The following is a 24,481-nucleotide window of genomic DNA, read 5'->3' on the forward strand; positions in this document are numbered from 1 at the left end:
GAAAGGACGTCGGCCGGGACAATGCCAACCTGAAAGTAGGGGATCGCCTCGTGGTTCTCTTCACGATCTCCTGCGGCGAATGCTTTTTTGCCAGCGCGGCCTTTATTCCGGCTGTGAACGCTCTCCGCAGATCTCTCTCGCAAATCCCGGACAGCTCTAACCCCGGCCCGTGGGGGTCGCGCTCACAGCGAACCTTGACAGTAGTATCTGGACGGCGACGCCGCGATCGGCAGCATGGCGGGCGATCTCGGCGATCCGGTCCACCGACATTCTGCGGGCGAGAGCGGTAAGATGGAGCCCCGTTGTCGATGGGATGAGCTCGAGATGTTCGGCAAACTCACGGGAGATAGCGTCCGCGAGGAGCTGGTGCCGTTCCCGGTAGATTGCGCCCACTCGTCGGACATGACGCGCAAACTCGCCCTCATCGATGAAATTCCCGAGTGCCGCTTGCGCGAGGGTCGATGAGTGCCAGTCGCTGACGAATTTCGCCTTGTGCAAGGCCGCTCGCAGCGATGGCGGCGTCATCAGGAAGCCTAGCCGAAGCGTCGGCAGCATTGTCTTTGAGAAGGAGCCGACGTAGACGACCAGTCCTTTTGCGTCGAGTGTCTGCAACGGCTCGAGAGGACGGCCCCCGAAACGGAACTCGCTGTCGTAGTCATCCTCGATGATGGCCGCGTTGTTTCTTTCTACCCAGGCCAGCAGTGCCTGCCGGCGCGGTAGCGTCATCGTTACGGAAAGCGGATATTGATGGGAAGGCGTGACGTACACGGCCCGGACGCCGCGCGGCAGCGCATCAACGACCAGCCCCTGGCGATCCCACCGGTACCCCGAGGCGTCGATCGTGCAGATCGATGAGGTTCACGGTGACACTACGATCGCGCGCGGCACCGAAGGCATCCTCCTGACCATGGCGGCCTATATCGGACTTAAGCCCCATATGGATGTCGTCACTCATCACACCACGATTGCGGGGGCTTCGCCATGACGCGCTCGCAGTGGCTGATCAGGGGCGCCGATGAGAATGGTCGCGCGATCGAAGTGCACCATCATGGCATGGAGGTTCATCGTCGGCTTGCCGATGGGACTTGGGTATTTTTCATAGATCATCCGTCCGGCGCCGATCCGAGATGGGCTGTCGAAACTCCGCCGCATGCGGAGTAGGGTGCCAAGGCACAGGGAAAGCCACGGAGGATGCTTGCACGTGCTTCATCTGCAACGAGTTACGAAAACTTCCACGCGCGCAGGAATCGGGCGTCTTGATGCCATCCGCGACGAGGTCACTACCCTTGCCGCCGAGCACAAGGCAGAAGGCGACTCGATGCGCCGGCTACCGGTGCCATTGGCAGAGGCGTTCGTCAGGCACGACGTTTATCGCCTGCTGCTGCCACATGATCTCGCCGGCTCGGCGGTCGACCCGCTCGACTAGCTGCAACTCATCGACGACATCGCCCGCATCGACGGATCGACGGCGTGGTGCCTGGCCCTTGGAATCGGCTCTGGTCTCTATGCGGGTTATCTGCCGCCTGAGCGGAGCCGGACCATGTAGCGGAGCCGGATTGCTGTATTGCAGGCGCCTACGCGCCGATTGGGCGCGGCGTAACCGTTCCCGGCGGATATCGAGTGAGCGGGCATTGGGGCTGGGCCAGCAGCGTCCATCAGGCGCGCTGGATGGTGTTAGGCTTCACGGTGGGCGGAGGGCGGCCGCGTGGATGGCCGCCAGGCTCTCGCGCCTCGCGAGGCATTCCGAATCCTCGACACCTGGCACGTGAGCGGCATGCGCGGCACTGGCAGCAGCGAGTATGAGGTTGAAGATCTGTTTGTGTCGGCGGAGATGACCTTTCAGATGTTCATCGGCAAGCCACTTCATTCGGCGCAGGTATTCAGCCTGCCAGGCGCGTTCTTCAGCGCCATTGTTGCTACGGTGGCGGTCGGCATCGCGTATGGTGTGATCGAGGCGCTGGCGGAACTCGCCGCCGTCAAGCGCGGGTACTCGGGACGCCCGACTTTGCGTGACCAGGCATTCGCGCAGTATTCTGTCGCCAAGGCGCAGGCGCTAGCCGAATCCGGCGGCGTCTACCTGTAGCGCGCAAAATCGAATGGCCCGTCGCGCAAGATCAATTGGCAGCAGATACCGGACTGCACTCAGCCCTTCTTCGATACCAATTCAAGCCTCTTTCAATGGCGATTTCAAAGTCTCCAAATTTTGCCCCACAAGATGATGGGGCGGTGGGCTAGGCGGCTGCCATCGCGCGCTTGCGCGTTAGGGCTTTACCTAGCGCCTGACCGGGAATCTCAATCCATCTGTATCCAATCGCAGCAATCAGATATGTGACCGGCACGGTGATCGCCAGCGCGGTAGCCCATCGGGCCGGGTTTGACATCGGATGGTTCGCGATAAGATACGCGATAACTGGTTGCATCACGAGAAGGTGGGCGAGGTAGGCGCCAAACGAGAGCTCGCCGAGCAGATGGAAGAACTTGTTCCCAAGTAAGCTGCTGATCTTCGACAGCGGCGGCCTGAGTGGTTGCCACACCACACGATGATGAAGGAGAAGGAAGAACACTCCGACAATCGCCAGCCGCGCACCGTGATGGATTATGCCCATTGCGCCGCCGATCGGGATCAACATAAGCGCCGCCGACAGAGCGGCGGCTAACCAGACACGCTTCGCGTCCGCGCCGAGAACACTTGCCATCAAAATTCCGACCGCGAAGACATGCATCTTCAAAGGCAAGAATGCCGGCATTGGGAATCGATATCCAAGCGCATAGGAAATCACCGCAGCAGCCAGGCCGGCGAACACAACAGCACTCATGCCCACAAAGAGGTTCAAACGTTTGATGACGAGCATCACAAACGGAAGCACGAGGTAGAACTGCATTTCGAGGCCGATACTCCAATCAGGGAGCGCAGTTCGATATGCATATCCCGGCATGGCGCCGAACGCGAATGTCAGATGCGCCACCCAATTCCAGAAGCTTTGATCGAGGTAACGCCCTGCCGGCTGCACCGGAACGGAGTTGTAAGCGTCGATCATTACCCGCGCTTCGTAAATCGCGGGGCCAAGGGCCATCGCAAAAATCAACATGATGTAATAGAGCGGCGCGATCCTAAAAAAGCGGCGCAGCCAAAATGTTCGCCACGTGGATGGTAGCTCCCATGGTTCCTTCGCTTCCCGCAGCCGATAATGAAACACCATCAAGAAGCCAGAAAGGACAATGAAGAGATCTACGCCAAGGTCCGGATCACCGATTAAAGGCACCCGGAACCGGGTCAAGAGGTGCGCATGACCTATCAAAACCCATAGCGCCGCGATACCTCGCAATCCATCCAGACACTCAATGCGGTTTGGCGCAGTTTCGGTCATTAGGTTGCCTCCGATCGAAATGCAGTATTCGTGCACCATCTAGACGATTGCAGCAACCAGATGATCCAGAGAGAGTCAAAGTCATAGCTACGCCTGTGCCTCGGAAACAACGGCTGCATATCGCCCGGGCGCTTGCGCAACAGCCAGAAATCCTGCTGCTCGACGAGCCGACTAACCATCTCGATATCGGCCATCAGATCAGCCTTCTCGACCTGGTGCATCAACAGGACCTGACCGTTGTTGCGGCCCTGCACGATCTCAATCACGCGGCCCTGTTCTGCGACCGGATCGCGGTGATGCAGGAAGGCCGGATTATAGCGCTGGGTGAGCCGGGCGACATTTTGACGGAGGAGCGCATCCGCGCGGTGTTCGGCGTCGATGTCGAGATCGAGCAGGATGATGGCGGCATCTGCAATATCCGCTTCCTGACGCGTCGGGCGCAGAGGCGCGCGCCGGCCGGAAGGCGGAGAAACCTTTCCGCCATGGGAGCCTGAGCCGATGGATATGCGCAATCAAAGCATGGCGAAGTTAACCTGCATTATGGCAGTGAGCCGGGATAAAGGCTCTATTGCCGGTTGTCGGTTCGCCATAGCTACTTCAGCATCCTACCGATCAGTCCAATCGACACGCAGGTTGGCGTAAGCGGTGTGCTACTCACCTGCTCGTGCCAGGGCGATATGCGTCCACCATCCGGAAATCGCCTCGAACGGCCCGCCGGTGAAATCGCGCGCAAACTCGGCGGCCGAAACGGTCCTCTCCCCGTCGTCGAGCGAGATCGCTCGCCGTAGCGCCCGCCACCGGCTGGCCGAAAGTCCATAGGGACGGGTAGGGACATGGCCCGCTTCTGCGGCCTCGAGGGCATTGCCGGGGGCATAGGGGCGGATGCCGGTCAAGGCGAGGTACGTGATGATGCCGAGCGAAAAGACGTCGTCGCCGGTGCCGGGCTCGGCGCCGGCAAGCCGTTGCGGTGATGCATAGGCCGGCGTCAGCGCGCCGAGGCGGCCGAGAATGGCGATCGTATCCTCCTCGCGGGTCTTCCTCGGTCGTGCCACCGGATAGGCGATGTTGAAATCGATCAGCTTGATCCGCCCGGATGTTTCCAGGAATATGTTACCAGGCTTGAGATCGGCATGGATGATGCCTTTGCCATGGGCAAATTCGAGCGCGGCCGCGATTTTGCCGACCAGCCGGTCAACCGCCGGCAGTACCAGCCGGTGCCCCGGTGCCTCCCGCAGCATGCGCGACAGCGGCTGTCCTTCGAGATATTCCATGATCATGAAATGAAGCCGCCGATCGGAATCCATATCGTAGACGCGGACGATGTTCGGATGGACGAGATCGCGCAACCGCCGCGCCTCCCGATGCATCAGCGCGATCACGTCGGGATCGGTATTCTTGCCCGCGGCGATCAGCTTCAGGGCCACATGAGGATCGGCGAGGCCGGCGCGCAAAGCCACCATGTCGCGGGCCTTGAAGACCCGCGACAGCCCGCCGCGGCCGATTTCCGCCACCAGTTGGTACCGCCCGCGCAGCAGGCGGGAGGGATCGATCGGGGGCTGGTCCTCGATGAGAACCAGCGCCGTCGATTGCGATCTGTGGTCCTCACTCATCGGCAAGCACCCAGACCAGCACCAGCGTGATATCGTCGACGGATCCGCCCGCGATCGATTTCGCGAGCAGCCGATCGGCGGCATTCTCGCGTCTGTCGCACAGGATGCCGACCAGTTCGTCCTCGCCCATGCCCTTGAGCAGGCCGTCGCTGCAGAGCACGAACAAGTCGCCGTCGGCAAGCTCTACGATCCGCCGGTCCACATCGACCTTGGCCGAGGAACCGATGGCACGGGTCAGCGCGCCGCCTTCCGCCGCATGATCCTCCGAGATCAGGTAGAGCTTCTCGTTGCGCATGAGGTAGAGCCTGGAATCTCCGACCCAGAGGCAGCAGGCGTAATCTTCCCCAACCAGCAAGGCCACGGCGGTCGAACCGGAAATGCCGGCTGCCGGATTGGCAAGGCTCTCGCCGAACAGGGTTGTATTCGCGTCTTCGAGCGCGTGCGTGGCATTGTCGATCCGTTCCTCCAGGGAGGTGGCGGCGCTCCGTTGCTGAAGCGACGTGATCACCGCCCGGCTGGCGATGTGGCCGTCGCGATGGCCGCCCATGCCGTCGGCAATCGCGAAAAGGCGCTCGTCGAGGCTGACCATATAGGCGTCCTCGTTATGCACATGGGAATAGCCGCGACGGGTCGTCGCTTCGGCTTCGACGATGCGGCGTGAACGGAGGAAATGGGGATCGGCCGTGGGGTGCTCCATCAGGCAAGGCCCGTGCCGAGCGGCTGGCGCTGCTGCCATCCCGCCGGCCAGTCGGCAAAAAACAGGTGCCGCGCGGTGGCCTCCGTCGGCAGGCCGCGAACGACATAAAACTGTGACGGCCTGAGCGGCGCATGACCGTCGTGCCACCAATAGCTTTCGGGGGATCCGGCAGGCGAGGGGGCGGGACCGGAGGGAAGGCTTGTCGCTTGCGCCGCCCGGCCGCCCGACCAGGCCGGATCGGCGCCGATGAAACAGGCCGCTTTTTCGGTATCCGCCAGAAGCGGGCTAGCTATCACCTTCTCGCGTGCGACAAGCGAAAGATCGGTCGCCACCGTCTTCAGCATTTCGACGAACTCTTGCCTGGCGATCTGGTCTTCCATGAAGCCGAGCATGGCGGCTTCGATGCGATCGAGCGCCCTGTCCAGCCGAGCGTCCGGCCTCAGGATGCCGGCGGTTTCGCGCGAGACCAGCAACACCGCGAACGGAAAGGCGCGGCCGGCCCCATCGATCGAGCCCGCCATCAGGCCCGCGGCGCCGTTAACACCGGCCTTGCCGCCGAAACCCGCTGGCATCAGGAAGCGCCAGACCGGCGAGGAGAGCACGTTTCGCTGGAAACTCTCGTCGCCCTCGCTGCGCACCGATGCCATCCAGCCGGCTGCGATCTCGGCCCAGGCTTCGGTGACGCGAACGGGCAGACCGTGAAACACGAAATCCTTGGCCGCGGGAACCTTGCCGAAATAACCGAGCAATTCCAAGGGAGCCATCCTCCCTCACAGCGCCGGAGGGCAGCGGAACGAGGCGTAGAGCTCACCATTGAACGGATTGGCGACGCTCGATGCCCTCAGCCGGAAGCTGGCCCTGATCTTGTCCTTCTCGATCGAGAACTCGAACTGGTCCTGGCCGCTGGTTCTCGCCATGCCGGTGCCGCTCAGCATCCGGAAGATCGCCCAGTTGCCGGTGCGTTGCACGGTCTCGGTCTTGCCGTCGAGAAGCGTGATGCTCAGCTGCGCGGTGCTCGCATCGCGCTTGCTCGGCCAGACGAAGTCGCGCGGCCTGATCGGACCATGCCGGTAGACGAGATCGGCGTCGTCGAGAACGAAGGACGATCGGAGCGCTTTCGGATCGAGATACATCGGTTCGACAGTGAATTTCGCTTCCGGCGCCGTGCCGGCCGCGCCGAAAAACGCATCGCGGATGGCGAGCGCCCGGGCAAATTGTCCGAGCGCATTGGGCGACAGGCCGATGCCGCTGCGCTGCGGATCGATCGGCACCAGCTGGCGGCCCTTGACGACGACGAAGGGCGCCAGGTTGTCCTTGAAGAACTGGTCGATGATGCCAGCCGGCTTGAAGATGTCGGCAAAATCCTGAAGCGAGATTTCCTGCTGCGATTCCGGCGAGAACGGGTAGCGGTCGTTCATCATCGCGTTGCAGGTCGGAAGAACCTCCTCCTGCCAGCGCTGGTTGACATGTGTATAGGCAAGCCTGCGCAGCACCTGCCAGGTCCGGTTGGAGACGAATTCGACCATCGGCCGGATTGGCGTCGGCTTGGTGGCCGCGTTTGCCCTGAGCCGCGAAAAACTGTCGGTGGTCGGGTTCTTGCCGCGCTGAAGCACGAAATCGAAGGCGGCCGCCTCGGGGCTCGGTGCGGATGCGATGCCCGCGGCGGTGCCGAAAAGCTCCCCGAACAACTGCTGCATCTGCGCCAGGCCCTGGCCGTTCTGTGGATCGACCAGCGATGTCAGCGGCAGGAAGGCGTTGCGGATCGTCGTCCCCGGCCACGGTGCGGAACCGAAGGCTGTTGCGAGCGCTGTCTTGGCAAGCGCATCCGTGACGGTGCCGGCGACGGCCGTCGCGATCCCGGGCGGGGCGGCGACCTGGGACAGCGCGCCCCCGGGCGCCTGGCTTTCGGCATTGGCGCCGGGCAGCGGCAGTTCGGTATTGTCGCGCAGCGTCGTCAGCAGCGAGGTCAGCGGCGATTGCGGACTTGAAAGATCGCGCAGCACCGTCTGGCCCTGGCTCAGCGAATCGAAGTCGATCACCCGCACCGGGTTGACCGCGCTTTTCCATATGGCGATGTAGTCGCGCACGTAGGCCTTGGCGATCTCTTCGGAGAGTTTCTGATAGGCGTCGTTGCTGATGCCGTTTTCGCCGAGAACCCAATCGGTCCCGGTCGAGCTGCGAATATATTCGGGCAGCCGCGGCAGGAAGAACTGGTAGAAGCCATTCTTCGTGTAGAGGCCGGGGATCACGCTCGTGCCGCCGGCGGCTGTGTCGACCTGCAGTACCCCGGGGCCGAGAACGTTGATGATGCTGATCGGCGGCAGTTGATAGCGCCGCTGTGCATCCTGGACCATGCGCGTATAGATGTCGGACGCCTGCGGCACGTCGGCGAGGCGGGTGCGCGCCGCCTGCACGGTCGACTGGTCGGTCGCAGTCCCCGCCGGCAGGAGGGCGGCGAGGCTCTCCGCGTGTTCGTCCATGCGCAATTTGGCGTCGGGCCGCAGCGCAAAGGCCGCCTCGTTCTGCCGCGAAAATTCGCTTTCGACCCGGCCTCTTTCGTATTTCTGGCCGGTGGTCAGCATCAAATAGGTTTCGAGCTGGCCGCGCAGCAGCAGGTTGTTCGGGTCTGCGGTTGTCGACAGCAGCTGGATCTGGGTCTGCAGCCGGGCCACGACGGACGGAAGAAGGAAGGTCCTGAGCAGCGCGTCGTAGGTTTGCAGCGAGACGCCGCGCAGTTCGGGCCGCGCGTCGATCGACAGGATATCCGGCAGCGGCCAGCCCGATTCCGCGATCTCGCGCAGCCGGCGTGCCTCGTCGAGGATCGGCAGCAGGCTTTCCAGCGACCGGTTGTTGCCCGCCTGCTCGATGCCGATCTTCAATTTGTCGGCGGAGGCGTCGGCCTGTTTGATCAGCGAAAGCGAGCTGTCGAGCCCCGCCAGCCAATAGCCGCAGAACAGCACGGCGACCGCAGCAAGGCCCGCATAGGCGGCACTTCGGGCGGCGGCGAACTGCCGTTCGACCTTGGTATTGCGTCCGACGAGGTTCTGTTCGGCAAAGATGATATCCGTCAGCAGATTTTTGATGAAGAACGCCTTGCCCTGGCCGCTTGTCGGCGGCTGGTGGCTCGGCGCCAGCGCGAAACTGCGGCCCATGGCGCCGAGAAGCCTGTCGAACGGTGTTCCCTCCTGGGTGCCGGAGGTGAAATAGACGCCGCGCAAGAGCGGTTGCGCCTCATAGCGGTTGACCCGGAAGACATCGGTGACGAAGCCGCGCAGCACCGCCGAAAGCGAGGCGAATTCATGCGGAAAACCGTAGATGCGGCAACGGCGGCCGTTGTTGCGCTCGGTCTCGAGTTTCGATGGCAGGCGCCGTTCGATGCGGCTGACGAGATCCTGAAAACCGCTCTCGAATGTCGGGCCGAAGCTTGCCTGATCGTCGTCGCGCGGGAAAGTGATGCCCCAGACCTGGTCGCGATCGGCTTCGGTCGAGTCGTCGAAATATTCCTCGAAACCGGCGATCAGGTCGCATTTGGTGAAAAGCACATAGACCGGCAGCCGCATTTCGAAGCTGCGATGCAATTCGCGCAGCCGCTGCCGGAGGATTTCGGCATGGCGCTGCCGTTCGGCCTCGCTGGCGAGCGCGACATCGGCGACGCTGATCGCCAGCAACACGCCGTTGACCGGCCGCCTTCTGCGGTTTTCCTTGAGGATGTTCAGAAACCCGCCCCAGGCTGCGGCATCTATGCCCTGGTTGACGTCCTGAGTCGTGTAGCGTCCGGCGGTATCGATCAGCACCGCGTCGTTGGAGATCCACCAGTCGCAATGGCGGGTGCCGCCCATGCCCTGCAGAGCAGCCGTATGCCCGGTTTCGGCCAGCGGAAAGTCGAGGCCAGAATTCTGCAGGATGGTGGTCTTGCCGGTCCCCGGCGGGCCGATGATGATGTACCAGGGGAGGTCGAACAGGTATTCACGCCGTTTGCGCCCGTCGAGCGGACTGTCGCGCAGCGTCTTCAGCGTCTTTTCGAAGCGCTCGCGGATGAGTTCCACTTCGTCGGAGGACAGATCGCTGCCCATCGAGATCAGCTCGTCATTGACGAGCATCGAATTGATCAGCCGGGCGTTGGCGCGCCGCGCCAGGAAAAACCTGAGGAAGGTGACGACGAAGAACAGCAGCACCGCGCCGGTGGCCACCAGCGTCCGGCTCGGAACGGTGGCGAAGGGTGTGATGCCGCCGACCGTGACTTGACCGCCGAACAGCCAGAACAGCGCCGCCAGCAGGATGATCATCAGGAGGATGATCAGGCTGGACGGTCTAAGAATGCTGACGAGATAGGTTCTGATCATCGACGGTATCCTAACCCGCTGGTCAGCGCCGAAATCTTGGTGAGAACAGGTTTCAGGGCTCCGGAGAGATAGAATTCCAGGTAGACGTAGACGACGACAAGCGACAGGCCGGCGATCGCCGCCGCCATCCACAGCGGAAACACGGCACGGATCTTCTTGCCACCCCGTTCGCCCTTGGAAATCTTCGAAAGCGGTTCTTCGGCGCCGGTATCGCCTGCCTTTTTGATGACCCGCGACAGCTCGTTGCGCAGGTCCTCGAGCTGGTCGCGGCCACGCTCCACGATCCGGTACCGACCTTCGAAGCCGAGCATCAGGCAGGCGTGGATGAGGAGCAGCAGCGGCAGACGCTGCGACGGGCTCTGTTTCACCCGGTCGAGGATCACGAACACCTTTTCGCCGCCCCAGGTCTCGTTGTGATACTGGTTGAGCAGGGAGTTCGAGCTCCATTCGCTGCGGCTTCCCCAGGGCGTCATCAGCACGGTCTCGTCGATGGTCGCGCAGAGCACGTAGCGGGCCGCGACGATATCGCCGGCCTCGACGCCGCTCTTCTGGGCGATCTGCTGGAAGCGGTCCATTTCCTCGACGACCTGGCGGCGCAGGGCCGTGACATCGGCCCGTTCCGTCGAATTGCGCAGCTGCGCGACGATCAGGAGCAGCGGCGCTGCGGCCCGCACCAGCTTGCGCTCCGGCGCGGTGTCGAGCTGTTGCACCAGGTTGATGGCGCTTTGCAGCGACGACGCGTCGCCGGCATTGGCGGACGGCGGCAACGACTGGCGCACGACGACGGTCGGATCGTCGCCCATCTCACCGCCGAGCGCCGTTCTCGCCCGGGGGCTTAAGTGACGCACAACCGTCGGGGCGTCGTTATCGTCGCCGAAATTGCTCATCTGCCGGCCTCACGCTGGATCGCCCAGAGCTCCAGGTCGAGCCCGGGATAATTACCGCTCACATGCAGGGCGAAGGCGGCGGAATCCTTAAGCTTCGGCCAGAGCGGATTGGTGGTGTCGACCTCGAAATAGACGGCGTTCTGGATGAACGGGATTTCGCGCGGCGCCACCGAAAGCGGCTGGATCGCGATGCCCGGAAGCTGAAGGTTGACGAGGTCGCGGATCTGCTCGACCGGGCCGATCTTGATATGGGCCGGCAATTGCTGGCGGATGTTTTCGAGCGCCAGGTCGGCGCGGGCGATCAGCACGAAACGGCGGCTGTTGAACGCCATCCGATCCTTGATCTCGCCGAGCCAGATGCCGAAATCACGTTCTGTCAACGGAATGCTGAGCGCATTGCGCTCGACGATGACGCTTAGCATCTCGCGCAGGATGGCAAGCAGCCCGTCGAAGCTCATGCGCAGGTCGAGATGGTTGTAGGGCGGCATGTCCGGCGGTCGCCGGGTCGGCGAGGCATAGGCCGATATCTCGGCGGCGAGCGCGATCACCTCGCGATAGGCGCTCTCGGCGGAATGAAGGCCGGTCGCGATCAGATGACCGATGATCGCCTCGGCGCGGTTGGCAATCCCGAGCAGCATGACGTCGAGCATGCCGGAACGGGTATCGTTCGCCTGCCCGGTCGCACCCGCCGTCAGCGACGCCGCCCTGCTGCGCAGCAGGCCGCGGATCTGCTCCAGGATCGAGATCAGCCTGAGACTTGCCCCGATCGCGACCACCGGGGGGATATAGGTTTCGGTGAGGGTTACCTGACCAAGTGCGCCGACCGTCTCGATTTCGCCGATCGGCAGATAGGTGAGCTCGTCGAGTTTCTCGCCCTCAAGCACGATGCGCACATTCAGCGTGCCGACGCCGATTTCGGCCGACGGTCGGTTGGCCTGCGCGTTGTCGATCACACGAACCGCGGTGTTGCGGAAACGTTGCGTCATGCCGGCGCCTTCGGCGACCTCGCTCGCCCCCGGGGCGCGGATCGGCAAGGCCAGAAACACACGTTTGCCCTGGCTGCCCGGCGGTACGTGGACAGCCTGCGGCAGGGGCTGCGGGCCAGGCGCGATGAAGAGGGTGCCGTCGGGAAAGACGATATCGACGGCACTGACGCGGATCTGCCCGGTCTTCAACGCTTCCTTGTCGAATTCGAGCTGCCGCACGCCCCATGGATAGGGAGCGAGCCCCGCCACGCGCTGGTCGAGATTGCTTTCGATCCAGCGGTCATATTGCTGCAGGTGCTGCGGCCGAAGAAACATGCCTTCCAGCCAGAGTGGCTTGCCCATCGATGTCAATCATACCCCCTGGGCCAAGGCCCCGATTGCGCATTCAAATTCAAGGTTTCGCCCGGCAGGCTGGATCACTTGCCGAACGAAAAACGCGAATATTTCTGGATCCGAACCGCCAGGCTCGTGACGTAGATGGTGAAACGGTTCTGCGAGCCCTTCTCCAATTCGATGGAATCCCGCCACTGCGCCGACTGCATGTCGCGGAAGCTCGCGACGACGCCGATATAGGCAGCCTCGCTGGAGATCTCGCGATCGTATTTCTTCTCGGTCCCCGGCAGCATCTCGAATTCGCGGCTCGAAATCAGGTCCGCGCCGAGCAGCTTGGCCTCGTCGTCGAACTCGAAATAGGTGGCGTTGTTGAAGGCCTTGAGCGACTTCAGTTCATAAATGCGGATCACTACGGGAGAAGCGAGCTTGGTTTCGCCCGGATTGACGGCCGCATCGGCATTGATGGTGAAAGCGGCAGGCGTCGGCTCCGGCACGCCGCCGCAAGCCGAGAGCACGCCTGCCAAAACCAGCAGCGCGATACCGAGGAATGTCAGCCTCTTGAAGCTCATTTCTTGTTCTCCCAATATTGCGAAGCGATCCGCCTTGCCTGTTCCTCCTGAACCTGAGCAAAGGCTTCGGCGATCAGTTGGCGCGCCACGCCATCGAAATTGCTGCTCATGCGCTGATGCATGTCGACATAGGTCTCCCACTTGCCCTTGCGCGCGCCCAAGCCCCGGATGCGATGGGTGCCTTCGGCTTCGTTGTCGCGCGCCGCATGTTCCGGGCTCAGCCGCTCCATCAGCAGTTTGATCGCCCGCTGCATCGCCGCCATGGTCAGCATGACGTGCTGCTTGAGGTCCTCCAATGCCGATTGGGCGGCTTCGCCGGGTGCCTGGAAACCACCAGAGCGGGTGACGAACAGTTCGTCCAGCGCGAGCTCTGCCATCTTGAAATGCTTGAAAGGATTGTTCTCTTCCGGCTGCACCTGTGTTTCGTCCATGCGGAATTCGGATTTCACCATACGGCGGGCTGACAAGAGCAGGATGAGGCCGTCGGAAAAGGCCCGCACCATCTCGCCGACTTCCTGCATCACCTGCTTCTGCCTGTCCGGTGAAATGTCGGCGCCCGGCAGGCCCATGCCGGTGAACAGTGCGACCAGCGCGGTGCCGTCGGCACCGGTCCGGCCGATCGGCTGGAGCGGCTGGTCTGAAACCGCGCCAAAGGGCTCGCCGGGAGCCGCAGCCAGAGGTGGTTGCGGCTCAAGTGGACCGGGAAATATGGGCGCAATGGACGGCAACGGCACGCCCGGTATCGAAGCTGGTATCTGAGCAGATGCGGGAACTACCGGCCGAGGGTGACCGTCTCCGGCCGCCTTCTCGATCAGTCGCGCCTTGCGTTCTTCGCGGCGGGCCTTCATGGCCTCTATGGCGTCGAATTCGCCGGCAGGCTGCTCCGGTCCCGCCGGGCGTGTCGCAGCCGGCTCGCTCAATCGCGCCAGATCGGCCATCAGCGACGGGCTGAGCGGCTCGCGGGCAGGCGGCAGTGGCACAGGCCCAAGTAAGGGCGGAGTAGGGGCCGATTGAGCGGGTGGGTTGGCCGCCAAAGGCTGATGACCGAACGGTGAGGCCGCGGTGTTCCCGGGCTCCTGCCGCAGCTCCCGGTTACGTCGCGCCGGGCTGGCAAGGATGGAAAGCGGATCGAAATCGTCGGGAATGAGTTTTTGGGGGCCGGCAGCCGGCATCGGTTGCGGCGCGGATGAGGGAGGAGCCGCGACGCTTGGCTGCGAAGCAACCGGCGGCCACGACTGCAAAGGCTCGAAACCCATTGGCAAGCCGGTGGCGGGCTGATGCGAAAAAGCCGGTTGAGGCGGGGAAGCCGGCGACAGGAACTGTTCGCGCGGATCCGGCCCCGGCATGAAATGGGCCGGTATCGGCTGTGGCGCCGGCATTGCCGGCTGGCCGTTGGCGATCATGCCCGCAAACGGATCCGTCTGACGTGGAGGAGGCGAGAAAAGCGGGTCGACATAGGAAATGGCAGAGGCGGCCGGATCTGGCGATGCAGCCTCCGGCCATGGTGCCGATCCGAGATAGGCGAGCGGATCTTGGGAATTCTTGGCCCAGACATCACCCATGTCGCCACGTTCGCGCAACGCCTGCTCGGCCGATGGCGCAGCATTCTGCCAGACGGGCTGGTAGGCCTGCGGCAAGGCAGGGCCTGATGTTGGTGCCGGTGAAAAGGCGGCGGCGGCCAGGAGCTGCGCCTCGATCAGGTGTTTGGCGGCGCGGAACCTGAAGCCGCCCACCAGCGCCACGCCGTTGCCGCGTCCGAGTGGCTGCTGTCGGCCATCGAGGAAAATGCCGTTGGTGCTTTCGTCGACCAACATGAACTTGTTGTTCTCGAAGACGACGCGGCCGTGGATGGACGAAAGGATGCGCTCCTCATCGGAGAGAACCCAATCGCATTTCAACGAACGGCCGAATGTGCCGCCCTGAACTTCGAAGACATGTTCGCTCGGCTGTGTCCCGCCGATCAGGGAAAGCCTGACCCTCATGGCCGCCCTCCGATGCCCTCAAAGCCCGCCATGGCGGCAGGCGGCATATCGAAGGACGACACGGTGCTGTCGGTCGACAGGAGGACCGTGTCCTCGAGCGGTTCCGGCGTGTCGGCATGAAGCCAGCTCGTCCAGCCGAGGCGGCATTCGCCGAGCTTCGCCATCGGGATGGTCTCCGGCTCGAACGAAAATTGCAGCTCCCATTCCAGCGGCTCGCGTGTCACCATCAACAGCAGTTCGCAGAACTGGCGATGTTTGGCGCCATGCGGCAGGAAAGGTTCGAGCACGGCGAAGCTCGCCCGGCCGGCGCAGATGCGGTACTTGCCGAAATCGTCGTCGAGTTCGAAGCCGAGGATCGCGTCCTCGCCGAGGATGTTGTTCGTTCGGCCAAGCGCCAGCCGAGACTCTTCGCCGATCGCCACCTTGCGCGGAATGAACTCTTCGATCCGGCAGGGGATCGCAAAGAAGTTGGAGAGTGTCGCGCCGACCACATCGGCCGAATTGGAAAAGAGCGAAATCAATCCCAGATGCGGCAGAAGCGCCGAGCGGGAAATCTCGCCGATCCGGTCGCGATCCTCGATCGGGAAACCGCACAGCGCCAGGAAGCGCTTCGACAAGGGGTCGGCGCCGCCGCTTTCATAGCGCAGATAATAGCGGTGCTTTCGCCAGATCACATGCAGCAGCGAGATCAGCCGGTGATTGAAAAGATCGAGGAAATCCTCGACCGGGGTCGGAACGGTATCCGACTCGATGATCCGCTCGGTGAACCAAGGCGGCAGCGGCGAAGCCGGGCCATAGAGACCGAAGAAATTGACCCGGATATCAAGCCGGTCGGCCGCCGTGTCATAGGCGACGGCACTGACATCGGACGCCCCGAAACTCAAGGAGCGGGTGGCGCGAAATCGCAGATATTCGCTCGAGGGATCACCCAGGCTCCCGACGGGCAGCGCGTCGCCGCGCCTGAGTTCCATCAGCGCGACAAGCTGGTGGAAACGGAAATGAGCGAGTTCCGAAAGCTGCGCATCCCCGAGCGCTCCGGCCATCCGGCCGGAAACCGCCTCCACCGCCATTGCCTCGTTGCCACTCATAGCGTCGCGGCCTCACCCCATTTGGCGGCCCAACGAAACACGATGTTGGAATCGAGCCCGGTCATGGAAAACCGGTGCAGGCTGTTGATGCTCGAATAGGATTTCAGGAAGTGGTCGAGGATGGAGCCGAAAAGATACATTTCGCCTTCGCCGCCCATCATGTTTTCGGAGACCGAAAGCGCCAGCTCGAAACTGCGCACCGGCCGGCCGCGGCTGATGACATCGACGCTCCTGCGCTCGAAGCTTCGGAAACTCTGCAGCAGCATGTCGCGCTGCATTGCCGCCTGCCGGTCGGTCCGGGCGCGGAAGTCATAGGCGCCGACCACTGTCCGCAGCGCCTCAACATCGATGATCGACGAGAAGTTGCGGGCCAGATTGGCGATCAGTGTCCAGAGAATGTCTTCCTCGAGCGGCGGAGGCACTTCGCTCAATACCGGCGTGATGTTGGAAAATTCCAGCTTGGCCGGCGTCGATGATGTCGGCTGGTTGACGCTGCCGACCCCGAGGCGGCTTGCCAGCGACCCGTTCGAACATCTGAGCCGCATCGACACCATCTCGGTTTCCGGCAGGCCCACCTTGCCGAGGCGGGTAACGAAGGACAGCGAATGATCGACGCCGTTGGTGATTACGCCGGGCTTCACCTGAGTGCGGTAGTAGAGCTTCGGCTTACCGTCCTCGGAGAGATCGTGGCGAAAACTCTCGAACGGCTCATAGACGATGCGACGGCCGCTGCCCTGAACCCAGCCTTCCACGCCCTCGACGGTATGAACGCTGAAATGGCTGGAATCGCCGGCCGACCGGACCGGATATTCGGAGCGCTCGTGGGAAACCGTCAGCGGTCGGCCTTCGGCCTCGAACAGGTTGATCGCCGGCGTGGTGTTGAGCGCGAAGAGATCGGCGCTGATGCGGGTCGATTCCGGAAAGGCCTGCGACATTTCGAAAGCCAGACTGAAGCGGTCGGCGCGGGAGTCGGCGAAGTTCTCCAGGCCCTTCAGCCGCAGGAACATGAATTTTTCCGGGCAGGAGAAATATTCCTGCATGATCCGGAAACCGTCGAAGGCGCCTTCGGGATAGGGCAGGGCCGCCTCTGTGGGCGCAAAGCCCATCGGTTCGACGGTGAGGTTGGCGGCGGCCGGCCGCTCATCCGGCACAATGAGCTGAACGCCGCGCACCCGCTCGCGGAAAAAGAGATAGAGCTGGCGAGCCGTTGCCGTGTCCTTGGCGCTGTTGATGAACAAGGTCAGCGGCCCGGCTGCCAGCGCCTGCAGGCCGGCGCCGCCGGTCTGGCGGAACGAAATCACGATCCGGCTGCTGTTCTTGCGGTTTTCGAGTTCGGCGCCGACGATCTCGAAGGGCAGGACCTTCAGGTCGAAACTGGTCTGGAACGAAATGGCCTCGCCGTCGATCGGCCGCGACTGCACCCTTGTGCCGCGCGGCACGTCGATCGACACGCCGCTCGCACCTTCGGCAAAACCGAAGCGCACCATGGTGATCGGGGCGACGGGCCGCAGGTAATGGGGCCAGACCAGCTGCAGGAGGCTGAGCGCCAGTTCCGGCATTTCCGCATCGAGCCGCTGGCGCAGCCGCCCGACCATGAAGGCCATGCCTTCGAGCAGTCGCTCCACGTCCGGGTCGGTGGCGTCCTTGCCGAGATGGCGCGCCAGCCGCGGATTGGCCTTGGCAAACAGCGCACCCATCTCGCGCAGATAGGAGAGCTCGTCCCGGTAGTAGTTGTTGATCGCCATCGGTCCAACCCTCGACTAGCCGTTGAACCGCATGCGTCCGTCGCTGCCGAGGACCGAGTCGAAAGCAACCTTGATGGTGCGATCGTCATCGGCCAATTCACCATCCACGTGAAAGATGAATTCGAGCGGTCGCGTCTTGTCCTCGATCGGCCGTACCGCGACGTTGCGCAGGCGCGGCTCGAAACTGCGCAACTGCCTTTCGACATCGCGGGCGATCGAAGAGATCAGGCTGCGATAGTCGGACGTCGCATTGAAATCCGAAAGGCCGAAATCGGGCCGGGTTTCACAGCAGCCCTTGCGGCTGTTGAGGATCATCAGAAGATTGGCAAGGATACTGTCGAACACGGCGGAATCATCCTGCCGGCCGGCCCTTTCGGCTCCGACCCCGTCAAGTTCCAGGCGCTGCAGCAAGCTTACCGATACCATTGCTTACTCACTCTCAAAAGCCATTGGCCGGACAGCGAATGCCCGGCCATTAGGTACATCTGCGCCATCATGGCCGCGACGACCGCGCTTCAGGCCCGTATCAGGCCTTGTCGAGCTTGCCCTTGAGCGAAAGCGTGAAGTCGGCGCCCATGTATTTGAAGTGCGGCTGCACTGCCATGCCGACACTGTACCAGCCTGGTTCGCCTTCAACGTCGGACACCGTGATCTGCGCCTTGCGCAGCGGCCGGCGGGAGCGCACATCGGCAGACGGATTGTCCTGGTCCGAGACATACTGGCGGATCCAGTTGTTGAGTTCGCTTTCCAGCTCGCCGCGGTTTTTCCAGCTGCCGATGTTCTCGCGCTGCAGAACCTTGATGTAGTGGGCCAGGCGGTTGACGATCATCATGTAGGGAAGCTGCGTTCCGAGCCGGTAGTTAAGCTCGGCGGCCTTGCCTTCGGTGGTGTTTCCGAAGGACTTCGGCTTCTGCACCGAGTTGGCCGAGAAGAAGGCCGCATTGTCGCTGCCCTTGCGCATGGTCAGCGCAATGAAGCCCTGCTCGGCGAGTTCGTATTCCTTGCGATCGGAAACGAGCACTTCGGTCGGAATCTTGCTCTGCAGCTGGCCCATCGCCTCGAAGCTGTGAACCGGCAGGTCTTCGACGGCGCCGCCCGACTGCGGCCCGATGATGTTCGGGCACCAGCGGAACTTGGCGAAGCTGTCGGTGAGGCGGGTTGCAAGCGCGATCGACGCGTTGCCCCAGAGATAGTTCTCGGTCTCGCCGGAGGAACGCTCTTCATAGTTGAAGGCCTTGACCGGGACGGTCTCTGCTCCATAGGGCGAGCGGAGCATGAAACGCGGCATGGCGAGTGCGAAATAGCGCGAGTCTTCGCTTTCGCGGAACGAGTTCCACTTGGCATATTTCGGGCCTTCGAAGATCGATTCCATGTCCTTGAGGTTCGGGATTTCCTCGAACGTATCGACACCGAACATGGCCGGAGCGGCACCGGCAATGACCGGCGCATGGGCCATGGCGCCGACGCTGGCGCAATACTGCGCAAGCTTGACGTCCGGGGCGTTCGGGCTGAAGGCGTAGTTGCAGACGACTGCGCCAACCGGCTGGCCGCCGAACTGGCCGTATTCCGCCGTGTAGATGTGCTTGTAGAGACCGGACTTTGCGACTTCGGGGCTGTCCTCGAAATCCGCAAGCAGTTCGTCCTTCGAGACGTTCATGATCTCGATCTTGATATTCTGGCGGAAATCGGTGCGGTCGACCGCGAATTTCAGGCCGCGCCAGGCGGATTCCAGCGTCCGGAATTCTTCGTTGTGCAGCACCTCGTCGACCTGGGCCGACAGCTTGCGGTCGATTTCCGCAATCATCTGGTCGATCGCGTTGCTGTTGACGGTGCTGTCCGAACGGGTCGGTTTCAGCAGCTCGGCGATAAAGGCGCTGACGCCCTTGCGGGCCACATCGTAGCCGTCGTCGCTCGGCACCAGCCGGGTTTCCTGCAGGATCTGGTCCAGCAGGGAGCTTTCGGCATGCTCGACGGTAACCTGTTGTTGGGCGGATTCTCTCTCAGCCATGAAAAAGCCTTCTTTCGAATTCGGACGCACTCGTTCGAGGCATCGATCGTGCCGCAGCTCCCCGGAAGGGGTCGGGATAAATTACTTGTCTTTGGAGGCCGCGGCCGTCAGCTCGGCCAGCAGTTTCTCGCGGGCTTCGTCGTCGCCAAGAACGCCCTGGATCGCCTTGCGGAAGGCCGGGACGTTGCCAAGCGGTCCCTTGAGCGCCACCAGGGCTTCCCGCAGTTCGAGCAGCTTGTTGAGCTCGGGGGTCTGGCGCACGATCGCCTCGGGCGTGAAGTCGTTGAGGCTTTCCAGCTTCAGGGAGAGGTTCATCTGCCCGGCATCGGCCTCTTCGGAAAGCTTGTCGTCGACGGCGATATCAAGGCTCAGGTTATGGCCCTTCATCACGTCGTTGAAATTGTCCTTGTTGACGTTGATGAGTTCGCGATCCTCTACGGGCGTGTCGTCGCCCTTCAGCGTGTAATCGCCGAGGAAGACCATCTTCAGAGGCAGTTCCACCTCTTCCTTGGCGTCGCCGGTCGCTGGCTTGTAGCGAATATTGACGCGCTCTTTAGGCGCCACAGACGAGTCTTTCGTCATGTTCGGTTTCCCCCGTAAAACCCCAGATGCAATTCTTAAAATTCAAAGCAGAAAACATGTGTCTGCAGCGAATAACGCGCAATAGCTCGTCCGGACTGCCCTTGCCCGGACGCCTGCATAATTGCGCCTGTATATGTAGGTTTTATAACGGCAGCGATGTATTGCGCATCTTTATGCAATTTGTGGTGACGTCAGCCGAACCGCCTGGACGATGTCGAGTGCGCTCAGCGTTTCGGCGATGCGCGCCTTGCGAAGGACGATGTCCCGCTCTTCGAGATGACGGACGGCATTTCGGTGGGAATAACCACGCCAGGACAGGGCGGCCAGAGCCGTCGCCAGCGCTGGCTCCCAGCTGGCCAGCGCCTGATCCTCGACCATCTGCTCTAGCGCCGGAATGAGTGCGAACAGCGGCTGCAGCAGTTCGTAACGCAGGCAGAATTTGCCGATTTCCAGCTTGGCGCAGAACCGTTCCCGCCCACTCGGGCAGCGCTCGCTATAATCGGAGAGCAGTTTCAATCCCGCCAGGACCTGACCCTGCTGGGCAAGCTGGCCCGCGGCTGCCTTTACTTTGTCGCGTTCCGAACCCGTCGCCTGTCCGTCGCCGTCGGTCATGATCTGGCTGGCAATCCAGTTCTGGGTCTCGCCGTCGGCAAACGGGCTACCGTCGCTGAAGGAAAGCTGCGTCAGTTCCGGCATCCGTTTGAGAAATGCGGAAAGCTGACCAGTAACAACGCTGAGCGCCGCGTCATAGTCGCCGCCGAGCGCTTGCATGGCGTTGGCGATCAACAGTTGTGCGTCGAAATAGAAGGGCGAGGAAACGAACACGCTCTCGGCGGATAACAGTAGACCCTGATGGTTTCCGGCTGCCTTCAGGGCGGCAAGTTCCGCAAGCCTTGGTTTTTGCGGCGGCGGCAGCAGGGTGCGCCCGGCCTTGTCCGGCGGCGCCTTGAGGATATCGCCCCAGGCGGCAAACCGTGTCGCGAGGTAGATCCGCGGATCGGCGGGCGCCGATGGCCGCAATGCGCCTGCGGCCCGGATAGCACTGCCGAACAGGGCCTGGAAGGTTTTTTCGACTCCGTCGCTGGTAGGCGCCTCGGCGATCTCGACCGCAGCGACCGGTGCCGCAGTAGAGACTTTCGGCTGTGGCTGGGGTTGAGCCTGCGGTGCGGCAGCGGCCGGCTGCGGCGGTTCGGCGACAGGAGCCGGAGAAGCAGGCGCGGGTTCCGGTGTCGGCTGACCGGCTGCCGCAGCCCGTACCGCTTCGGCCTCGGCCCGCGCCGCTTCGGCCGCAGCCTTGGCGTCTAGCTCGGCTTTCGCTTCGCGCGCATGCGGCCGGAGAGCCCGGATCAGCGGGCCGATGGCGGCCGGATATTTGCGCATCCGCTCCGACAGGAACTCGTCGATGATGACGAGCCGGTCATGGGCGGCAAGAGCGAAGAGCTTCGCATCAGGAGAAGGCGGCCCGGACTCGATGAGCGGAGCCAGCCTTTCGGCCATCCAGTCGAGTGCTCCTGCGCGGGCTCTCTCTCGCGCCGGCGGCGGAAAAAGACCGTCCCAGTGGGCCTCCACCATTCCATGCAGGATGGCGACCCCGACGGCGAGGCCCCGATAGCTCTCCTCTCGCTGCAGCCCGAAGACCAGCCGCGAGGCGAGCACCATGTCTTTCGAACGGGTCTTCAGAATATCGATCGTCGCCGTGTTGAACCGCTTCCAGTCGACCGCGGAAGGGCCGCCGGTTTCCATCTTGCGGAATTCGGTGTCCAAAGCGTCGAATTCCGCTTCGTCGCGCAGGTCGCGGCCGGCCGGCGCGCCGTCGATGGCAAGCCCTCCGATGGAGGCACGCGGGTCCGCGAGCAAGGCGTCAAGATCGATATCTGCCATGTATTGTCCCCGGCGGTGTGAATGACGGATTCCCCGACCGGGCGAATCGCAATCCGGATTGATCAAAGAAGGAAGTCGGGCTTTAAAATGCATAAGCGTCATAGTCGTGTAGTTTGAAGATCATATGAGCGAAGGGCGGGGCGTCGCGATTTTCTTGCCATCGGCGTCAGATGCCGCGGCGGCCGATGGGCGCGCGGATGACGGAGGCTGATGCGTGCATGATTGACATTGCCGAAACAACCGAGAGAGGCGCCACGATCGTCGCTCCCACCGGAAAGATCGATACCCTGACGGCGAAGGCTTTCGAGGCCGAGCTGAAGAAACATATCGACGGTGGTACCGGCGCCTTGCTGGTCGATATGAGCGGGGTCGATTATGTCAGCAGCTTCGGCCTTCGTTCGCTGCTGATCGCGGCGAAACAACTGGCTCCCGCCGGACGCAAATACGTCCTGTTCGGTTTGAGCCCGCATGTCCACGACGTCCTGCGCGTTTCGGGCTTCCTGAAGATCATTCCGGTGGTCGCAACCCGCGAGCAGGCGCTCGACCTGGTTGATCCGCCGCCACTCAGTATCGGCTAGGGGGCGTGGCGGAAAAATGACCGGCGCTTCCTGCATTGTTTCAGTGAACAACAGCCTTGAGGAACTTACGCAGGTCCATGCGGCCCTGGAGAATTTTGCCGATACCTGCGGAGTGACCGCCGAGACGCGGCATGCGACGATGCTGATCGTCGAGGAACTGTTCGCCAATGCGGTGCGCTACGGTTACGACGAGGACGAAGCGGACACCATCATCATTTCCGCCCGTTACCAGCAGGGCACCATGCGGCTGACCATCCGCGACCGCGCCCGTCCTTTCGACGTCAGCGCGCCGCCGCGCCGGCCCGACGAGACGCTGAGCCTGGAGGACATGGAGGTCGGCGGGCTGGGGCTTTTCCTGGTCCATGAATTTGCCCAGTCGATCACCCAGGACCGGGACGGCGCGACCAACGTAACGGAAATCGTCCTGAAGAATGCGCAGGCGAACTGAGCAGTTGGTGCCGGCATAGATGCTCAGTTGAACTTTGAATGGCAGCGCCAAGGCGGGAAGGCGCGAGCGGGGAGATTGAGGATTTTGGCCAACAACAAGCGGCGCAAGGCGATGGTGAGCCTGGGTTCCACCTGCGAGGCGATTGCCCAGGGGCGGTTCGAGGACATGGAACAGCTCTTCGGCATCGTCGCCGACGAAACCCTTCCCGTGGACATTCGCGACCTGGCGGAGACCTTTGCCGGCATGGTGGTGCAGGTCGAGGCGAGGGAGTTTCACGCCAACCAGCTGATCGACGAGCTGAAGGAAACCCAGCGCCAGCTCGAAGCTGCCCAGAATGCGCTACGCAAGGAAAATACCGACCTTCGACAGCGCCTGAAGAAGCTCGATGTGAAGTTCGATGAGGAACAGGCCGAGCACGAGATCCGCGAGATTGCCGACAGCGAATATTTCCGCGACCTGCAGCAGCGCGCCAAGTCGCTGCGCTCTCGCTTCAAAGAGAAGAATTGAGACCGCGACAGGCTGGCCTGTCGAGCCGGTCGAGGACTTCCGCTTCATCTGCGTTTTCATGGTAGATCAAAAATGACGAAGATAATTTCCACGCATTCCTATCGCGGCGGCACCGGCAAATCGAACCTGACCGCCAACCTCGCCGCCGGCCTGGCGCTGCGGGGCCACAGGGTCGGTGTCGTCGACACCGATATCCAGTCGCCGGGCATCCACACCCTGTTCAAGGTCGATCCGCATGCGCTGCGCTTCACGCTCAACGACTATCTCTGGGGCAAATGCGGTGTCGCGGAGACGGCGCTCGACGTCACCTCCGGTGTGGTTGATGGCGAGGGGCGCGAGATCGTTCCCGAGGGCGGCAAGGTCTATCTCGTGCCGTCGAGCATCAAGACCGGCGAAATCGCCCGTATCCTCAAGGAAAAATACGATGTCGAGGATCTGAACACCGGTTTCCACGATCTCTGCAACGAACTGGAACTCGACTATCTGCTGATCGACACTCATCCCGGCGTCAACGAGGAAACCCTGCTGTCGATCGCCATTTCCGACACGCTGATGCTGTTGCTACGGCCCGATATCCAGGACTACCAGGGAACGGCCGTGACGCTCGAACTGGCGCGCAAGCTCGAAGTGCCGCAGCTGCTTCTGGTGGTCAACAAGGTGCTGGAAAGCTTCGATTTCCGGGAATTGGCGCAGCGGGTGTTCGCCAGCTACCGCACGCCCGTCGCCGCCGTCCTGCCGCTCTCGACGGAGCTCATTCAGATCGGCAGCACCGGCCTGGTACGGGCGATCCATCCCGAGCACGCATTTTCCGAGGGGATCGAGACGATCCTTGATGCGATCGAATAGCGGTTTGCGCGCCGATTTTAACC

At 62.5% G+C, this 24,481-nt stretch carries 23 protein-coding genes and 2 pseudogenes; 9 read left to right on the plus strand and 16 right to left on the minus strand.

Annotated features, from left to right (window positions below; all coding sequences use genetic code 11):
- Window positions 1-5: 5 nt before the first annotated feature.
- A pseudogene (locus tag C5J26_RS33285) lies at window positions 6-124 on the plus strand (alcohol dehydrogenase catalytic domain-containing protein); the annotation flags it as partial.
- Between the two features lie 32 nt (window positions 125-156).
- On the opposite strand, the gene C5J26_RS21075 reads toward C5J26_RS33285, so the two are convergent.
- The gene (locus C5J26_RS21075; protein WP_172745980.1) at window positions 157-768 is read right to left on the minus strand and encodes a PLP-dependent aminotransferase family protein; all 612 of its coding nucleotides are present in this window, start codon (window positions 766-768) and stop codon (window positions 157-159) included.
- A gap of 73 nt (window positions 769-841) precedes the next feature.
- On the opposite strand from C5J26_RS21075, the gene C5J26_RS32815 reads away from it, so the two are divergent.
- The 3 genes from C5J26_RS32815 to C5J26_RS21085 all read left to right on the plus strand — a co-directional run bounded on the left by C5J26_RS32815 (window position 842) and on the right by C5J26_RS21085 (window position 2,083).
- A complete protein-coding gene (locus C5J26_RS32815) occupies window positions 842-985 on the plus strand; it encodes a hypothetical protein (RefSeq protein WP_172745982.1) in 144 nt (47 codons plus the stop codon).
- Between the two features lie 216 nt (window positions 986-1,201).
- Window positions 1,202-1,426, plus strand: a complete 225-nt coding sequence (locus C5J26_RS21080; RefSeq protein ID WP_105403542.1) for a hypothetical protein — start codon at window positions 1,202-1,204, stop codon at window positions 1,424-1,426.
- Between the two features lie 279 nt (window positions 1,427-1,705).
- Window positions 1,706-2,083 carry a hypothetical protein gene (locus C5J26_RS21085; RefSeq protein WP_105403543.1) on the plus strand — a complete coding sequence of 126 codons (378 nt, stop codon included), beginning with the start codon at window positions 1,706-1,708 and terminating at the stop codon, window positions 2,081-2,083.
- A gap of 148 nt (window positions 2,084-2,231) precedes the next feature.
- Here the strand turns inward: C5J26_RS21085 and C5J26_RS21090 are convergent, their stop codons facing one another.
- Window positions 2,232-3,368, minus strand: a complete 1,137-nt coding sequence (locus C5J26_RS21090; RefSeq protein WP_105403544.1) for an acyltransferase — start codon at window positions 3,366-3,368, stop codon at window positions 2,232-2,234.
- 104 nt (window positions 3,369-3,472) lie between these two features.
- Here C5J26_RS21090 and C5J26_RS21095 point away from each other — a divergent pair.
- Window positions 3,473-3,862, plus strand: a pseudogene (locus C5J26_RS21095) (ABC transporter ATP-binding protein); the annotation flags it as partial.
- A 156-nt stretch (window positions 3,863-4,018) separates the two neighbouring features.
- On the opposite strand, the gene C5J26_RS21100 reads toward C5J26_RS21095, so the two are convergent.
- The 14 genes from C5J26_RS21100 to tssA form a co-directional block, all read right to left on the minus strand.
- A complete protein-coding gene (locus tag C5J26_RS21100) occupies window positions 4,019-4,978 on the minus strand; it encodes a serine/threonine-protein kinase (RefSeq protein ID WP_172745984.1) in 960 nt (319 codons plus the stop codon).
- Window positions 4,971-5,675 carry a PP2C family serine/threonine-protein phosphatase gene (locus tag C5J26_RS21105; RefSeq protein WP_172745986.1) on the minus strand — a complete coding sequence of 235 codons (705 nt, stop codon included), beginning with the start codon at window positions 5,673-5,675 and terminating at the stop codon, window positions 4,971-4,973. The genes C5J26_RS21100 and C5J26_RS21105 overlap by 8 nt, the downstream gene beginning before the upstream one ends.
- Window positions 5,675-6,430, minus strand: coding sequence for a type VI secretion system-associated protein TagF (tagF, locus tag C5J26_RS21110; RefSeq protein ID WP_172745988.1), 756 nt, complete (start codon window positions 6,428-6,430; stop codon window positions 5,675-5,677). Before tagF ends, C5J26_RS21105 begins: the two co-directional genes overlap by 1 nt.
- Window positions 6,431-6,445: 15 nt before the next feature.
- Window positions 6,446-10,018, minus strand: coding sequence for a type VI secretion system membrane subunit TssM (gene tssM / locus C5J26_RS21115; protein WP_105403549.1), 3,573 nt, complete (start codon window positions 10,016-10,018; stop codon window positions 6,446-6,448).
- Window positions 10,015-10,905, minus strand: coding sequence for a type IVB secretion system protein IcmH/DotU (gene icmH / locus C5J26_RS21120; protein WP_105403550.1), 891 nt, complete (start codon window positions 10,903-10,905; stop codon window positions 10,015-10,017). Before icmH ends, tssM begins: the two co-directional genes overlap by 4 nt.
- Window positions 10,902-12,233 carry a type VI secretion system baseplate subunit TssK gene (tssK, locus tag C5J26_RS21125; RefSeq protein ID WP_105403551.1) on the minus strand — a complete coding sequence of 444 codons (1,332 nt, stop codon included), beginning with the start codon at window positions 12,231-12,233 and terminating at the stop codon, window positions 10,902-10,904. Before tssK ends, icmH begins: the two co-directional genes overlap by 4 nt.
- Window positions 12,234-12,307: 74 nt before the next feature.
- Complete coding sequence (gene tssJ, locus C5J26_RS21130; RefSeq protein ID WP_105403552.1) at window positions 12,308-12,793, minus strand: type VI secretion system lipoprotein TssJ; 486 nt, start codon at window positions 12,791-12,793, stop codon at window positions 12,308-12,310.
- Complete coding sequence (gene tagH, locus C5J26_RS21135) at window positions 12,790-14,775, minus strand: type VI secretion system-associated FHA domain protein TagH (protein ID WP_105403553.1); 1,986 nt, start codon at window positions 14,773-14,775, stop codon at window positions 12,790-12,792. Before tagH ends, tssJ begins: the two co-directional genes overlap by 4 nt.
- Entirely contained in the window at window positions 14,772-15,863 is a 1,092-nt protein-coding gene (gene tssG / locus C5J26_RS21140; protein WP_105403554.1) for a type VI secretion system baseplate subunit TssG, read from the minus strand. Before tssG ends, tagH begins: the two co-directional genes overlap by 4 nt.
- Complete coding sequence (gene tssF, locus C5J26_RS21145; protein WP_105403555.1) at window positions 15,860-17,608, minus strand: type VI secretion system baseplate subunit TssF; 1,749 nt, start codon at window positions 17,606-17,608, stop codon at window positions 15,860-15,862. The genes tssG and tssF overlap by 4 nt, the downstream gene beginning before the upstream one ends.
- A gap of 15 nt (window positions 17,609-17,623) precedes the next feature.
- Window positions 17,624-18,034 (minus strand): type VI secretion system baseplate subunit TssE, encoded by a 411-nt coding sequence (gene tssE, locus C5J26_RS21150; protein WP_105403556.1) that lies wholly within the window; start codon window positions 18,032-18,034, stop codon window positions 17,624-17,626.
- A gap of 100 nt (window positions 18,035-18,134) precedes the next feature.
- Complete coding sequence (gene tssC, locus C5J26_RS21155; protein ID WP_105403557.1) at window positions 18,135-19,616, minus strand: type VI secretion system contractile sheath large subunit; 1,482 nt, start codon at window positions 19,614-19,616, stop codon at window positions 18,135-18,137.
- Between the two features lie 81 nt (window positions 19,617-19,697).
- Window positions 19,698-20,198: a type VI secretion system contractile sheath small subunit gene (gene tssB / locus C5J26_RS21160; protein WP_105403558.1), complete on the minus strand. Its 501-nt coding sequence runs from the start codon at window positions 20,196-20,198 to the stop codon at window positions 19,698-19,700.
- A gap of 171 nt (window positions 20,199-20,369) precedes the next feature.
- The gene (tssA, locus tag C5J26_RS21165; protein ID WP_172745992.1) at window positions 20,370-22,079 is read right to left on the minus strand and encodes a type VI secretion system protein TssA; all 1,710 of its coding nucleotides are present in this window, start codon (window positions 22,077-22,079) and stop codon (window positions 20,370-20,372) included.
- 218 nt (window positions 22,080-22,297) lie between these two features.
- Here tssA and C5J26_RS21170 point away from each other — a divergent pair, with 218 nt between their 5' ends.
- From C5J26_RS21170 to C5J26_RS21185, 4 genes are all read left to right on the plus strand, one after another.
- Window positions 22,298-22,657, plus strand: coding sequence for an STAS domain-containing protein (locus C5J26_RS21170; RefSeq protein ID WP_172745994.1), 360 nt, complete (start codon window positions 22,298-22,300; stop codon window positions 22,655-22,657).
- Window positions 22,658-22,700: 43 nt separating this feature from the next.
- Window positions 22,701-23,105 carry an ATP-binding protein gene (locus C5J26_RS21175; RefSeq protein WP_172745996.1) on the plus strand — a complete coding sequence of 135 codons (405 nt, stop codon included), beginning with the start codon at window positions 22,701-22,703 and terminating at the stop codon, window positions 23,103-23,105.
- Between the two features lie 84 nt (window positions 23,106-23,189).
- Window positions 23,190-23,612 carry a hypothetical protein gene (locus C5J26_RS21180; RefSeq protein ID WP_105403562.1) on the plus strand — a complete coding sequence of 141 codons (423 nt, stop codon included), beginning with the start codon at window positions 23,190-23,192 and terminating at the stop codon, window positions 23,610-23,612.
- Between the two features lie 72 nt (window positions 23,613-23,684).
- A complete protein-coding gene (locus tag C5J26_RS21185; RefSeq protein ID WP_105403563.1) occupies window positions 23,685-24,458 on the plus strand; it encodes a MinD/ParA family protein in 774 nt (257 codons plus the stop codon).
- Window positions 24,459-24,481 lie beyond the last annotated feature (23 nt).

The organism is Neorhizobium sp. T7_12 (assembly GCF_002968535.1).
In the GTDB taxonomy this organism is placed as follows: Bacteria; Pseudomonadota; Alphaproteobacteria; order Rhizobiales; family Rhizobiaceae; genus Neorhizobium; species Neorhizobium tomejilense.